Raw genomic sequence first — 13,438 nt, forward strand, 5'->3', positions numbered from 1 at the left:
GCGGCCCATCCGCTGTGTAAGCCGTATTCAGGAGTAGACCTCATGGGACAAGTCCTATTCATCGTCTGGCGCGAAAGCGTCGAAGCCTTGCTGGTCGTGGGCATCCTCAATGCCTGGATGAACCAGAACCCGGCCGGCGCCGCCGGCAAACGCTATTTGTGGGCCGGCGTGGCGCTGGGCCTGCTCGCCGCCGTCGGCCTGGCCGTGGCCCTGTTCGCCGCCAGCAGCCTGATGGCCGGCGCTCAGGACATCTTCCAGACCGTGATGGTGTTCACCGCCGCGGCGCTGATCGTGCACATGGTGCTGTGGATGCGCGAGCATGGCCGCACGCTGAAGAAAGAACTGGAGGCCGGCCTGCGCGAAAACGCCAGCAATGCCAACTGGTGGGGCGTCACCCTGCTGGCCGCCATCGCCATCGCCCGCGAAGGCAGCGAAACCGTGGTCTTCCTCTACGGCATGTTGGCCGAGGCCGACGGCTCCACGCTGGCCAGCATGAGCTTTGCCGCCATAATAGGCCTGGGCCTGGCCTTTCTGACCTTCTATCTATTGCAGCTGGGCGGCAAATATCTGTCATGGCGCTTGTTCTTCCGCATCACCGAAATCATGCTGCTGCTGTTGGGCGCTTCGCTCTTCCTCAGCGGCGTGGAAAAGTTGATCTCGATGGACATTCTGCCGGCGCTGGTCGACCCGCTGTGGGACAGTTCCTCGCTACTTGACGACATGAGCCCGGCCGGCGGCGTCATCGCCTCGCTCACGGGCTACCGCGCCCACCCCGCCCTGATGAGCCTGATCGCCTACGCGCTGTTCTGGGCGACGATCTGGGCGCTGTTCCAGTGGCGCAACCGCAAGCAGACGCTGGCCGTATGAAATCCGCCCGCCCGCCGCTTCCCCATTCCGCCGACGTCGCCGCGCGCGCCGGCGGTTCCTGTCGCCAGCCGACGACCCAGGGTTTCATGGCCGCCGTCGGCTTGTGGCTGCGGGATCACGCCGGCCTGCTGCGCGCGCTGCAATGGGGCGTGGTGCTGGTCTACGCCGCGCTGCTGATCGTGCCGGCCTGCCTGGACTTGCCGGAAGACAGCGCCCGGATCTGGAACAATCTGACCATCTTCGCCCAATTCGTGTTCTGGGGCATTTGGTGGCCGTTCGTGCTGTTGTCCATGGTGTTGTTCGGCCGGCTGTGGTGCGGCGTTCTCTGCCCGGAAGGCGCTTTGTCCGAGTGGGCTGCCAAAAAAGGCCTGGGCCGCCCTATCCCGCGCTGGATGCGCTGGGGCGGCTGGCCCTTCGTCGCCTTCGCTCTGACCACCATCTACGGCCAACTGGTCAGCGTCTACCAATACCCTAAGGCCGCCTTGCTGGTGCTAGGCGGCTCCACCGTGGCCGCGGTGATCGTCGGCTTCATCTATACCCGCGGCAAACGCGCTTGGTGTCGCCACCTGTGCCCGGTCAACGGCGTGTTCGGCCTGCTGTCCAAGCTGGCGCCAATGTATTACCGAGTGGACGAAGCCGCCTGGAAAGCCTCGCAGCAAGGCAAAACCATCCCGATACAGGCGGTGGATTGCGCGCCGCTGCAACCGCTGCGCCATATGCAAGGCGGCAGCGGCTGCCATATGTGCGGCCGCTGCAGCGGCCATCGCGACGCCATCGAGCTGAGCCTGCGCTCGCCCACAGAAGAAGTGGTCAAGGTCGCAGCCAAAGAGGCCGATGGCTGGCAAACCGCCTTGATTGTCTATGGCTTGCTGGGGGTGGCGATGGGCGCCTTCCACTGGACCATGAGCCCTTGGTTCGTGGCCATGAAACAGGCGGCAGCGGAATGGCTGGTGGATCATGACATCCTGTGGCCGCTGGATACCGAGGCGCCGTGGTGGCTGCTGACTCATTATCCGCAGCACAACGACGTGTTCTCCTGGCTGGATGGCGCGGCGTTAATCAGCTACGTGCTGGCCACCGCCCTGGCGCTGGGCAGCGGCCTGTTGCTCTGCCTGGCCGCCGGCGTGCGCATCGCTGGCCCTTGGCGGACTCAACGGCTGCACCACCTGGCCCAAAGTCTGATCCCGCTGGCCGGTTGCGGCGTATTCCTTGGCCTGTCCGCGCTGACGGTGACGCTGCTGAAGGCGGAAGGGGTGCCGATGTTCTGGGCCAACGACGCGCGGCTGGCCTTGCTGGCCGGAGCCAATCTGTGGTCGCTATGGCTGGGGCGCGCCATTCTCGCGCGCTGGAGCTCCGGCCCGCGCCAGGCGCTCGCCTTGATGCCATTGTTGGCGGCGCTGGCCCTGGTGGACGCCGCCTGGGGCTTCATGTTCTGGTGGTGGTAGCCGTCCCGCTGGCGACGGGGTGGGCGCTGTGCGATAACAAAGCATGCTCCCACCCTGATCCTGGAGTCGCGCCATGTGGCGTCCGCTGCTGCTTGCTCTCTATTGCCTGGCCGCGCCCGCCCGCGCCGAAACACCGGCGATAGACTTCGCTACGGGCGAGTGGCCGCCCTATGTGTCGCGCAGCTTCACCGCCGACGGCGTCTTCGCCGACATGGTGCGCCAAGCTTGCCGGCGCGCCGGCTATATCGCACGTTTTCACTATATGAGCTGGCCTCGCGCGGAAGCCGAAATCAAGGCCGGCCGCGCCGCGGCGGCCTTTCCCTATCGGCCGACGCCGGAACGCGCGCTCAGTTTCGACTTTTCCCCGCCGCTAATCCACAGCAGCAGCTACTTCTTCTATTACAAGCCCCGGCTCGCCCATCCTCCCGCCGACTTCCGCAGCCTGGCAGATTTGCGCGCCTACCGCATCGGCGTGCAGCTGGGTTATTGGTACCAGCCGCTGTTCAAGCAATACCGCTTGAATACGCTGAACACCAACGACGAGGAAAACGCGATCAGGCTGTTGCGCGCCGGCCACCTGGACCTGGCGCCGCTGACGCTGGAGCGCGGCCTATTCCTGATCCGCACCCAGGCCACTGGCCATGAGCGCGACTTCGCCTACATTCCCACGCCGCTGGACAAAGCCACCGCGCTGTCCCTGATGTATTCACGCAGCTACCCAAACATCGCCAAGCTGCGACCGGCAATCGATCAAGCCTTGCAAGCAATGCAGGCTGACGGCAGCCTTCACGCCATCTACCAGCGCAACTTCCCCGAACTCAAGCCGCTGCGTTGACCAGAGTCGGTTTCAGCACCCGCTCGGCGTCCTTGGGATCGACGCCGATCAGGAAACCGCGCTTGCCGCCGTTGATATAGATGCGCTCCAACTCCAAGATGCTGGCTTCCATATACACCGGCATCTCATGGCGGGTGCCGAACGGGCTGGTGCCGCCCACTTGGTAGCCGCTGTGCTTGTCCGCAGTCTTGGGATCGCAGGGATGCACCTTCTTGACGCCGATCTGCTTGGCCAGCATGCCAGTGCCCACTTCGCGGTCCCCGTGCATCAGCACGATCAACGGTCGCTTGTTCTCGTCCTCCATGATCAAGGTCTTGATCACGCAGTGCTCGTCCACGCCCAACTCTCGCGCCGACACCGTGGTGCCGCCCTTTTCCTCGTACTTGTACACATGCTCGCTAAAGCTGACATGATGCTCGCGCAATACCCGGATCGCCTGAGTGACCGGGGCCTTTCCCTTGGACATGATCTTCACAGCCTGAAAAAACAAAACGCCACTGTAGAAGTTTGCGCGCCGCGAGGCAAACCCCAATCCGCGCCACGTCGCCGATGTCGGCAGCGAGCTTGCCCGAGATCAAACGCCGCTCGGCCGACGCCAACGCCACCACAGTCTCAGCCCAAGCAGCAGGGCCAGCACCGCGGCGTAGATCAAGGGCTGGCTCAAGTCCTTCTTCACCAGCCACCAGTAATGCACCACCGCCAGCAGCGCCGTCGGGTACACCAGCCGATGCAGCCGGCCCCAATTGCGCTTGAGCCTGCGCATCCAACCTTGGGTCGAGGTCAGCGCCAGCGGCGTCATCAACAACAGCGCGGCAAAGCCGACGGTGATGAAGGGGCGTTTGTAGATATCCCTGACGATGCCGGCCCAATCAAAAAACTGATCCAGCCATAGATAGGTCAGGAAATGCAGGCTCAGATAGAAAAAGGCGAACAGGCCCAGCATGCGCCGGCACTTAAGCGGCCAGCCGCCGACGCCAAAGCGCCGCAACGGCGTCATCGCCAGCGTCGCCAGCAACCAAACCAGGGTCCAGGTGCCAGTGGAACGAGTGATGAACTCCACCGGGTTCACCGCTTCTCCGGACAACACGATCCAGGCGGCGCGCGCCAGCGGCAACAGACAGGCCACAAACAACAGACATTTGAACCCGGCCAACACGCGGTCGGCAGGACGGGCGGCAGCGGATTTAAGGCGCAAAGTCGTCATCCCCGCTCCATCAATAGTTCTTGCGCAGATCCAGGCCGCGGTACAAACCCGCCACCTGCTCTCCGTAGCCGTTGAACATCAACGTCTTGCGCTTGAAGAATTCGCCGATGCGGCGCTCGCTGGCCTGGCTCCAGCGCGGGTGATCCACTTCCGGATTCACATTGGAATAGAAACCATACTCGCGCGCATTCGCCAGATTCCAGCTGGTGACCGGCACGGTTTCCTGCAAATGGATGCGTACGATGGATTTGATGCTCTTGAAGCCGTATTTCCACGGCACCACCAAGCGGATGGGGGCGCCGTTCTGATTGGGCAACACATCGTTATAGAGGCCGACGGCCAGAATGGTCAGCGGATGCATCGCTTCGTCGATACGCAGACCCTCGCGATAGGGCCAGTCCAGCACCCGGCCGCGCTGGCCTGGCATTTCCGCCGGTCGCTGCAGGGTTTCGAAGGCCACGTATTTGGCGCGCGAGGTCGGATTCATCTGTTTAAGCAGGCTGGCCAGCGGAAAACCCACCCAGGGAATCACCATGCTCCAGCCTTCAACGCAACGTAGCCGGTAAATCCGCTCCTCCAGCGGAAATTTCAACAGCTGCTCGATGCCGAAGCTGCGCGGCTTGGCCACCTCCCCGTCCACCAACACATTCCAGGGTCGGGTTTTCAGACTGCTGGCGTTTGCCGCCGGATCGGCTTTGTCGGTGCCGAATTCATAGAAATTGTTGTAGCCGGTAATCTCTTTCAGGCTATTGGCCTTGTCGTTGCCGGCCAAGGTCGACAGCGGGCTTTTCTTGGCGGCCAGCGCCGCCAAAGTCTCAGCGGACAGCAGCAGGCCCGCGCTGCCCAGCATGAAATGGCGGCGGTTCAGATATACGCCTTCCGGCGTGATGTCCGACGAGGAAATATCGGCGGGTTTCTTGATCAGCATGGCGGTGTCTCCGGTCTCTACCCCCATGAGTCGGGAGCGGCTCCTGAATCTGACAATCGTTCACGCAGATAATTTACGCAAGGGGCTCCTCATCCGCCCGCCAGGCCCGCCCCAAAGCGCTGCCCTGGCCGCCGTCACGCGCCAGAAGCCGGCCTATCGCCTGCAAGGCGGCCCAGCGCGGGCCGCACCAGTCCGGCGCGATCAGGGTTGGTGCCTGCGCGGTGGCCGACACTCGGTGGTACACCACTTGCGGCGGGGTATGGCGGATCAGGCTGGCCGCCGCTTCCGCGTAATCGTCCAAGCTCCACGGCGCCACTTCGCCCCGCCGGTATTGCGCCGCCATCCGCGAACCGCGCACCACCATCAGCGGATGCAACTTCAACCCTTCCACGCCGATGTCCAACACCGCGTTCAGCGAGGCATGGACAGCGGCCTCGTCCTCTCCGGGCAGGCCGGCGATCAAATGAGTGCACACCTTGAGCCCGTGGCCATGCGCTCGCCGCACCGCATCGCGATACTCAGCCAAGCCGTGGCCACGCCGGATCAGGGCCTGGGTCCGGTCGTGAGCGGTCTGCAGTCCTAGTTCCAGCCATACCTCGCCGCCTTGCTGCTGGTATTCCGCCAGCAAGGCCAGCGCGGCGTCCGGCACACAGTCCGGCCGGGTACCCACGCACAAACCCACCACATCGGCACCGGCCAGCGCCTCGTCGTACAAGCGGCGCAGTTGCTCGGTTTCGGCGTAGGTACTGGTATAAGCCTGGAAATAAGCCAGATAACGGCGCGCGCGGTCAGTCTTGATTTTCTCCCGCGCCAATTGCTCGCTGATCGACAAGGCCGCCGGATCGCGGCCGAAGCTGCGCACATTGCAAAAGGTACAGCCGCCGCGCCCCAAGGTGCCGTCGCGGTTGGGACAGGTGAAGTCGCCCGCCAGCGATAATTTATGCACCGGCTCGCCAAAACGGCGCTTCAGATAATAACCAAAGGTATGCAGATGCCGGGTCAGGTCCATTGCCAAACAACGCTCAAAGCCGGGCAGTCTAGCCAGCGAGCGGGCAGGAGGCGCTGAGCGGGATCAAGGATGGGCGCAATGGCTCTCTGTAAAGCAGTTCAATGTCTGGCGAGCAAGAACGAAACAAGGCGAAAACGGCTGAAAAAGCGGAGTGTACACACGCTACATGAGCATTTTGAAAGTGCGCTTACCGAGCCAGGTTTCACGACGCGAGGCAGATCGTAAACAGGTCTTAAAGACGATGCCAGCCCAATAGATACAGCACCGAAAACAGCCCCGCACTGACTAGCAACGCCAGGGCCAGCGTGCTGAACAGCTCGTGCAGGCTCTGCCGCTGGCGACGGTTGAGCAGCCAGCGGGCCAACATCAGCAGCACGCCGCACAGCACGAAGAACTTGAAGAGACGACCGAACATGGCGGGCCAGAGAAGGAAAGTCGCCCGATTATCCGGCGCGCCGCCGCGGCTGGCAAGACGCTGTCGCCGGCGGCTCAAGACATGCTAAAGTCCTGACTGTAGCCTACAGGAGGCTCCGCGACGAGAATGGCCGGCACAGACCGGCCGCCGGTGGAGCGACAGCATGAGCATGGCCAACGCCGCGCATGCCGAAAATAGCAAAAGAGGCACTCAAGTCATCATGTCCGACTCCCACGACTCCGTCGGCATCGTTACGGCTCAAACCGCCGTGTTCGATACCCCCTTGCCGCTCAATAGCGGCGCCATACTGCAAGGCTACCAGCTGCGCTTCGAGACCTATGGCGAACTCAATGCCGCCAAGAGCAACGCCATCCTGATCTGTCACGCCCTGTCCGGCCATCATCATGTAGCCGGCTGCTACCAGGCGGACGACAAGGCCGCCGGCTGGTGGGACAATATGGTTGGTCCCGGCAAGCCCATCGACACCCGCCGCTTCTTCGTGGTCGGCGTCAACAATCTGGGAGGGTGTCATGGCAGCACCGGTCCCTCCAGCGTCAATCCCGCCACCGGCCAGCCCTGGGGCTCCGCCTTTCCCGTCGTCACCGTGTCCGACTGGGTCTACAGCCAGTCGCGCTTGGCGGACCGATTGGGCATAGAACGCTGGGCGGCGGTGATAGGCGGCAGCCTGGGCGGCATGCAGGCCTTGCAATGGAGCATCGACTACCCGGAGCGCATTGCCCACGCGCTGGTGATCGCATCCGCCCCCAAGCTATCGGCTCAGAACATCGCCTTCAACGACGTGGCGCGCCAAGCCATCATCACCGACCCCGAATTCCACGGCGGCGACTTCTACGCCCATAATGCGCTGCCGCGGCGCGGCCTGCGGCTGGCGCGCATGCTCGGTCACATCACCTATCTATCCGACGACGGCATGGGCGCGAAATTCGGCCGCATGCTGCGTTCCGGAGACTATCGCTTCGGCTACGACGTGGAGTTCGAGATCGAATCCTATCTGCGTTATCAGGGCGACAAATTCTCCGACGCCTTCGACGCCAATACCTACCTGCTGATGACCAAGGCGCTGGATTACTTCGACCCGGCCAAGAGCTTTGGCGGAGACCTGGTCGCTGCGCTGAAAAAGGCCAGCGCCCAATTCCTGGTAGCCAGCTTCACTAGCGACTGGCGCTTTTCGCCGGAGCGATCGCGCGAAACCGTCAAGGCGCTGGTGGCCGCCAACCGGCCGGTGTCTTATGCCGAAATCGAGTCCGTACACGGCCACGACGCCTTTTTGATGACCGACGAACCCTATGTCCAATTGATGCGCGCCTACCTCGACCGCGTGGCGCGGGAGGTGCAAGCATGAACGCCCCGCAAACCACGGTGCCGCTGCGCGCCGACCTGGGCCTGATCGCCGACTGGATCACGCCCGGCAGCCGGGTTCTGGATCTAGGCTGCGGCGACGGCGCGCTGCTGTCCTGGCTGGGCCGCAACAAACAAGTGGTGGGTTACGGCGTGGACCTGGATGTGAGCAATGTCGTCAAATGCGTAGCCTCCGGCGTCAACGCGCTGCAAGGCAACCTGGAAACCGGCTTGGCCGAATTCGACAGCGACGCCTTCGACCACGTAGTGCTGTCGCAAACCATACAGGCGATGCGCGAAACCGAGCAGATTCTCAACGAAATGCTGCGAGTAGGCCGCGAAGCCATCGTCACTTTTCCCAACTTTGGCTTCTGGGAAAACCGCTGGCAAATCCTGCAGGGCCACATGCCGGTTTCCGACACCATCCCCTACCAGTGGTACGATACGCCCAACATTCACTGGTGCATGCTCGGCGACTTTGAAGCGCTGTGCGCCAAGAATCGGCTGCGCGTGGTGGAACGCGTGGTGATGAATGGGGTCAAACGGGTGACTTTCATGCCCAACTTGCGCGGCAGCCTGGCGTTCTACCGGGTGGCGCGCCAATAACAACAAGCGGCGGGCCGGTCCCGCCGCGCGATCCGTAGAAACTGGCCTGCCCATGAGCAACACAACCATCGACTGGCGGCGCGACGTCTTCTCGCGCACGATGCTGATCTGCGTCTTCACCGGCTTCGCATCCGGTCTTCCGCTGTACACCCTGATCAACCTGCTGCCCGCCTGGCTGCGCAGCGAAGGCGTCGACCTCAAGGCCATCGGCTTGTTCGCGCTGATCGGCTTGCCCTATACCTGGAAATTCCTGTGGTCCCCGTTGATGGACCGCTACGTGCCGCCGCTACTGGGCCGCCGCCGCGGCTGGATGCTGCTGACCCAACTGGCGCTCATCGTCACCATGGCTGGCTTCGGCCTGTTCAACCCGGGCCAGCACATCTGGAGCATCGCCGCGCTGGCGGTGGGCGTGGCCTTCTTCTCCGCCAGCCAGGACATCGTGCTGGACGCCTATCGCCGCGAAATTCTCAGCGACAACGAGCTGGGGCTCGGCAACACCGTGCACATCAACGCCTACCGGCTGGCCGGCCTGGTGCCCGGCTCGCTGTCCTTGATCCTGGCGGATTACATCCCCTGGGACCGCGTCTTCTTGATCACCGCCTTGTTCATGATTCCGGGCGTACTGATGACGCTAAAAGTCAGCGAGCCCAAACTTGCGGGCCAAGCGCCCAAAACGCTGCGAGAAGCCGTGGTGGAGCCCTTCCATGAGTTCATCACCCGCCAGGGCTGGCAAGGCGCCGCCTGGATTCTGGGCTTCATCTTCCTGTACAAGCTAGGGGACAGCATGGCCACCTCGCTGGCCACCCCGTTCTACTTGGACATGGGTTACGCCAAGTCCCAGATCGGGCTGGTGGCCAAGCACGCCGCGCTATGGCCGGCGGTGATAGGCGGCCTGCTCGGCGGTCTGTGGATGATCAAACTGGGCATCAACCGGGCGCTATGGGCCTTCGGCGTGGTTCAGGTACTCTCCATTCTGGGCTTCGCCTGGCTGGCCAGCTATGGACGTTTCGCCGCCATCGGCGCGCATGAACTGAGCATGCTGGCCGTGGTCATCGGCTTCGAAGCGCTGGGCGTCGGCCTCGGCACCGCCGCCTTCGTCGCCTTCATCGCCAAGAGCACCCACCCGGCCTACACCGCCACCCAATTCGCCTTGTTCACCAGCCTGGCCGCGGTGCCCCGTACCCTGGCCAACGCCTCGACCGGCTACATCATCGACGCCATAGGCTGGACCCATTTTTTCCTGTTGTGCACCGCGCTGGCGCTGCCCGGCATGGTGTTGTTGCTGAAAGTCGCCCCATGGAGGGAAAAGGAGGGAGCATGAAGGCATGGAAATCAGCGTTGCTCGGCGCAACGCTGCTGAGCGCATCCTGCGCCGCCGCCGCGTCGGCCTCCGCCGACACGACCATGCAAACCGTCAAATACCGCTGCAACGGCAGCAAAATGGTGGTGGTGGAGTATCCACTCCAGCAGATCGACGCCGCTATCCGCCTCAGCTGGAATAACCACCGCTATCGGCTGACCTCGGCCAAGGTCGCTCAAGGCGAGCGTTACGTAAGCCAACAATTGATCTGGTCGCGGCTGGACGAGCAAGCGCGTTTGACTACCCGTGGCGGCCGTGTACTGGCTCAGGGCTGCCGCGATATAGAGCGATAAGCCGCGGCCGACGACGCTCAATCTCCCCAGGCCACGCATGACTGCGGGCCGGACTCATCCGGTCCGCACTGCGATAGATTGCCGTCCTGATCCAGGCTCAACTGCAAACGGCCGGCTAAACGGTGCCCCACCCTGGGCTTGGCCAACAAACGGAAACTGGCTTGTCCGGCGCGGTCCGCCGCCAGACTGGCACTGCCCAGCCTGATTTCAAACTCGCTCGTGTTCGGCCGCGGCAACGGCGGCCACGACCCGGACTGTGAAGGGTTTTCCAAATGCCAGCGCTGGACGAAATGGAGATTCTCCAACAAGGCCGCGGGCGCCTCAGCCAACTGCCCGCGCAATATCTGCTGCTGATAAGCCGGCCAGGCCATCGCGACCAGGATGGCCGTCACCGCCATCGCCGCCAGCAACTCCAGCAAGGTCATCCCGGCTTGCGCCCTCATTCCTCCTCCAATTGCCGCCAGTTCAAGCGCCCGCCGCGGCCGGCCTGCTCGCCCGCTCCGGCCCAGAACCAACTTTGCACAGTCAGCGCGCTACGCTCGCTTTCACCCCAAACCCGCACACTGATCCGGAACAGACGACCATCGACGCCGACGAACCGAAATGTAGGATTGAGCAACTCCAGCACATAGCGCGGCGGGCTCCAACGCTGTCCAACTCGTACCCGCGCCGGCAAGCACGATGTCGGCGGACGGCCCGGCGTCTGCTCAAGCGGACGACTGGGTCCGCAAGGATGCAATAGCGGCCACCGCGCGCCGTTGATCTGCACGCTGCGCCGCCACAAATCTGGCTCGGTCGAACACAAACCATAACCGACGCCGTCAACGGTGGACAGACAGTCCGGCATGAACCAGCCCAAGCCGCGGGCGTCGCCGTGCCAGGGAATGCCGCTTTCGCCCGTCAAGCCATCCTCAAAGCGGAGATTCAAGTCCAAAACTCGCCGCTCCGCCGCCCGCAAGGCCTGCAGCGCCGCCAGCCGCAGCGCCCGCTGTTCCGCCAGATTGCGCGTGGCGCGCTGTTCCACCGCCACTGAGCGAGCGGTTCCCATGGCCAGCACCGTCAACAGGCTGAGCAGCGGCAGGATCAGCCACAACACGGCGCCGTGCGGCCGGGAGCCTCTCATCCGCTCGGCTCCAATGCGCACGGCAGGGCCGGCGTCAACGCCACCACGGTGGTCCATCCCTGCCGGCGGCCATCCGACTGAATCTCAAGCGACAGCTCCACCCGCGACAAACGCATCCAATCCTCAACGCTGAGTTGATCCGCTTGTTCCCGCCAGGTCAGCTCCAGCGGCCGACAGGCATGGCGAACGCCAAAGCGCTGCCGCAACGCCGTAACGCCCGTTGCCAGCAATTGCGGCGGCTCCGCCGCGCGGCCGGGCCGGTTTTCCTCCAGCCATAAGGCATCGCCGTCGCCCTCCCTGCGCAGGACGTAACGCTGCGAAGCGATGGCCAATACCTCCAAGGAGGCGCTATCCGCGCCGCGCAACGGCCCCGCCGCAGCGTCCCCCTGCCAGGCCAGCACATGCGCGCCGGACTCCCGCCGCCATTGCAAGCCCGGTTCACCCTGCGTCAACAGCCTCAGACTAGAGCAACTGGCCAATGCCGCTTCTTTCCAATCCGCCTCGCTGTGCCAACGCAACATGGTCTGCGTCGCCTCCTCCGTCACCGATACCGCCGCAGCGCTAACGCCGTAGCGAAAGCGCATGCCTTCCGGCGCCTCGAACCCGCGCCCTGGCGACTCCGCAGCTTGCGCGCACGCGAAGCGTCCATGCCTGCGCCAGCTCTCCGCCAGTTGCGCCAGCGCAAACTGCCCGTCCTGGTGTCGCCGCAAACGGCTCTCGAGCGCTCGCAGGCTACCCTGCATCGTCAACGCGCCTTGCAAGGCCAGCGCCAACACCAGCAGGCCCAGGCTCATCGCCACCATCATCTCCACCAGGGAAAAACCCTGGTCACGCACACCGGCGGCCACGGCTAAGGCTCTTCCAATGCCAGCACGTAACGACGAGCAAAACGACCGGGGCCATCTCCGCCCGCCCTCTCGTCCCAAGTCAACCGCACATAGACGACATCGCCCTGCTGCTCGCACAGCTCCGTCATCGCATTCAACGCGCCGCGGCACTGCCGCGCCTCAATGGCGTTTCCCCCCAAACCTTCCAGCCGCTGCCGCAAGCGCGACCAATCCGCCTGCTGTTGCGCAGCCGCCTGCGCCTCTTCCGTCTCCGGCCACAACAGCGCCGCTTCGCCCAGCTCCAGCGCTGCCGCAATCACCTCCGCTCTCAACAAGGCGTCGCGGCCATGCAGCAGGGCACGTAGCTGCACAGAGGACAGCGCCAACATTGAAACCATGACAACGAACAAGGCCAGCATGGTTTCCAGCAAAGCGCCGCCGCGCAAGGCGGACTCAGGCCGGGCAAGCATGATCCGCCTTGCCGACTTCCGCACGTCCATAGCCGCTGACCGTCAGAATCAAACACAGACCCGCGCGCGGGCTTTCCAGCACCAGGCGAGCACCCTGCCCGCGCGCCAGCCGTCCGTCCGGCATGAATTGCAACTGGTCCCGCTCCGCGCGCATTCGCACCTTGCCCACGGCGAACACCAGCAGATGCAAGCGCTCCTGACTGTCGTAACCCGCCTGGACGCCGCCCTCCTTATCCGCGTAAACCAGGGCGCCACGGTCCCACACCTGCCGCTGCTTGGCACAGCCTTGCAATTGCAGGTTCCGCTTCAGGTTGGCCGCGCACACGTATACCGGACGGTTGCTACGCAGCGCCTCGCTGCGGGCAAAGTGCAAGAGATTGGCCATGGCTTGGGCGTGGCTGCGCAATTGCTGCGTCAACAACAAACGGCTCAGTCCCGGCGCGGCGATCGCCAAACACAGCAACATGATCGCCAGAACCGTCATGGCCTCAATCAGGGTGAAACCGATCTGAGTTCGCATGTCAGACCCCGTCTCATTGGGAGTCTGGACAATATATTGAGCAAAGCGAGGCTAACGGAACCGATCTTGTTCCCGAAAACGCCAGACCAGCCAGGCATTTAGGCCAGGGCCAACAAAACGACATGGGCATGAAAAAAGCCAGCCTACCCGGCTGGCTTTCAGATTACGATGCAAATC

The 13,438-nt window shown here is 63.6% G+C and carries 17 protein-coding genes; 7 read left to right on the forward strand and 10 right to left on the reverse strand.

Annotated features, from left to right (window positions below; translation table 11 throughout):
• The first annotated feature begins 42 nt into the window (after positions 1 to 42).
• The 3 genes from BR71_RS07685 (at position 43) to BR71_RS07695 (ending at position 3,147) form a co-directional block, all read left to right on the forward strand.
• Positions 43 to 867 carry an FTR1 family iron permease gene (locus BR71_RS07685; RefSeq protein ID WP_043635160.1) on the forward strand — a complete coding sequence of 275 codons (825 nt, stop codon included), beginning with the start codon at positions 43 to 45 and terminating at the stop codon, positions 865 to 867.
• The gene (locus BR71_RS07690; protein ID WP_081862594.1) at positions 864 to 2,312 is read left to right on the forward strand and encodes a 4Fe-4S binding protein; all 1,449 of its coding nucleotides are present in this window, start codon (positions 864 to 866) and stop codon (positions 2,310 to 2,312) included. Before BR71_RS07685 ends, BR71_RS07690 begins: the two co-directional genes overlap by 4 nt.
• Positions 2,313 to 2,385: 73 nt before the next feature.
• On the forward strand, positions 2,386 to 3,147 hold the full coding sequence (locus BR71_RS07695) for a substrate-binding periplasmic protein (RefSeq protein WP_043635163.1): 762 nt from the start codon (positions 2,386 to 2,388) through the stop codon (positions 3,145 to 3,147).
• Here BR71_RS07695 and ybaK read toward each other — a convergent pair.
• The 5 genes from ybaK to BR71_RS07720 form a co-directional block, all read right to left on the reverse strand.
• Complete coding sequence (ybaK, locus tag BR71_RS07700) at positions 3,131 to 3,613, reverse strand: Cys-tRNA(Pro) deacylase (RefSeq protein WP_043635369.1); 483 nt, start codon at positions 3,611 to 3,613, stop codon at positions 3,131 to 3,133. The genes BR71_RS07695 and ybaK overlap by 17 nt on opposite strands.
• A gap of 108 nt (positions 3,614 to 3,721) precedes the next feature.
• Entirely contained in the window at positions 3,722 to 4,351 is a 630-nt protein-coding gene (locus tag BR71_RS07705) for a protein-methionine-sulfoxide reductase heme-binding subunit MsrQ (protein ID WP_019100463.1), read from the reverse strand.
• A gap of 10 nt (positions 4,352 to 4,361) precedes the next feature.
• Entirely contained in the window at positions 4,362 to 5,279 is a 918-nt protein-coding gene (gene msrP / locus BR71_RS07710; RefSeq protein WP_043635167.1) for a protein-methionine-sulfoxide reductase catalytic subunit MsrP, read from the reverse strand.
• Positions 5,280 to 5,352: 73 nt separating this feature from the next.
• Positions 5,353 to 6,288 (reverse strand): tRNA modification radical SAM protein MnmL/YtqA, encoded by a 936-nt coding sequence (mnmL, locus tag BR71_RS07715; RefSeq protein ID WP_043635171.1) that lies wholly within the window; start codon positions 6,286 to 6,288, stop codon positions 5,353 to 5,355.
• Positions 6,289 to 6,520: 232 nt separating this feature from the next.
• The gene (locus BR71_RS07720) at positions 6,521 to 6,703 is read right to left on the reverse strand and encodes a protein MIGRI (protein WP_043635174.1); all 183 of its coding nucleotides are present in this window, start codon (positions 6,701 to 6,703) and stop codon (positions 6,521 to 6,523) included.
• Between the two features lie 220 nt (positions 6,704 to 6,923).
• On the opposite strand from BR71_RS07720, the gene metX reads away from it, so the two are divergent.
• From metX to BR71_RS07740, 4 genes are read left to right on the forward strand one after another with little or no spacing between them, the layout of a single operon-like run.
• Positions 6,924 to 8,066: a homoserine O-succinyltransferase MetX gene (gene metX / locus BR71_RS07725; protein WP_043635372.1), complete on the forward strand. Its 1,143-nt coding sequence runs from the start codon at positions 6,924 to 6,926 to the stop codon at positions 8,064 to 8,066.
• Positions 8,063 to 8,668 carry a methionine biosynthesis protein MetW gene (gene metW, locus BR71_RS07730; RefSeq protein ID WP_043635179.1) on the forward strand — a complete coding sequence of 202 codons (606 nt, stop codon included), beginning with the start codon at positions 8,063 to 8,065 and terminating at the stop codon, positions 8,666 to 8,668. The genes metX and metW overlap by 4 nt, the downstream gene beginning before the upstream one ends.
• A gap of 52 nt (positions 8,669 to 8,720) precedes the next feature.
• Complete coding sequence (locus BR71_RS07735; RefSeq protein ID WP_043635182.1) at positions 8,721 to 9,989, forward strand: AmpG family muropeptide MFS transporter; 1,269 nt, start codon at positions 8,721 to 8,723, stop codon at positions 9,987 to 9,989.
• The gene (locus tag BR71_RS07740) at positions 9,986 to 10,321 is read left to right on the forward strand and encodes an MliC family protein (protein ID WP_162179202.1); all 336 of its coding nucleotides are present in this window, start codon (positions 9,986 to 9,988) and stop codon (positions 10,319 to 10,321) included. Before BR71_RS07735 ends, BR71_RS07740 begins: the two co-directional genes overlap by 4 nt.
• Positions 10,322 to 10,338: 17 nt before the next feature.
• Here the strand turns inward: BR71_RS07740 and BR71_RS22835 are convergent, their stop codons facing one another.
• The 5 genes from BR71_RS22835 to BR71_RS07765 are packed head-to-tail and all read right to left on the reverse strand — an operon-like array spanning position 10,339 to position 13,261.
• Positions 10,339 to 10,764: a type IV pilin protein gene (locus BR71_RS22835; protein WP_081862596.1), complete on the reverse strand. Its 426-nt coding sequence runs from the start codon at positions 10,762 to 10,764 to the stop codon at positions 10,339 to 10,341.
• Complete coding sequence (locus tag BR71_RS07750; RefSeq protein ID WP_043635190.1) at positions 10,761 to 11,444, reverse strand: hypothetical protein; 684 nt, start codon at positions 11,442 to 11,444, stop codon at positions 10,761 to 10,763. Before BR71_RS07750 ends, BR71_RS22835 begins: the two co-directional genes overlap by 4 nt.
• The gene (locus BR71_RS07755) at positions 11,441 to 12,292 is read right to left on the reverse strand and encodes a PilW family protein (protein WP_043635193.1); all 852 of its coding nucleotides are present in this window, start codon (positions 12,290 to 12,292) and stop codon (positions 11,441 to 11,443) included. Before BR71_RS07755 ends, BR71_RS07750 begins: the two co-directional genes overlap by 4 nt.
• Before the next feature lie 2 nt (positions 12,293 to 12,294).
• A complete protein-coding gene (locus BR71_RS24465) occupies positions 12,295 to 12,741 on the reverse strand; it encodes a hypothetical protein (RefSeq protein ID WP_043635197.1) in 447 nt (148 codons plus the stop codon).
• On the reverse strand, positions 12,725 to 13,261 hold the full coding sequence (locus BR71_RS07765; protein WP_052370422.1) for a GspH/FimT family pseudopilin: 537 nt from the start codon (positions 13,259 to 13,261) through the stop codon (positions 12,725 to 12,727). The genes BR71_RS24465 and BR71_RS07765 overlap by 17 nt, the downstream gene beginning before the upstream one ends.
• Positions 13,262 to 13,438 lie beyond the last annotated feature (177 nt).

The organism is Chromobacterium haemolyticum DSM 19808, assembly GCF_000711885.1.
Lineage (GTDB): Bacteria > Pseudomonadota > Gammaproteobacteria > Burkholderiales > Chromobacteriaceae > Chromobacterium > Chromobacterium haemolyticum.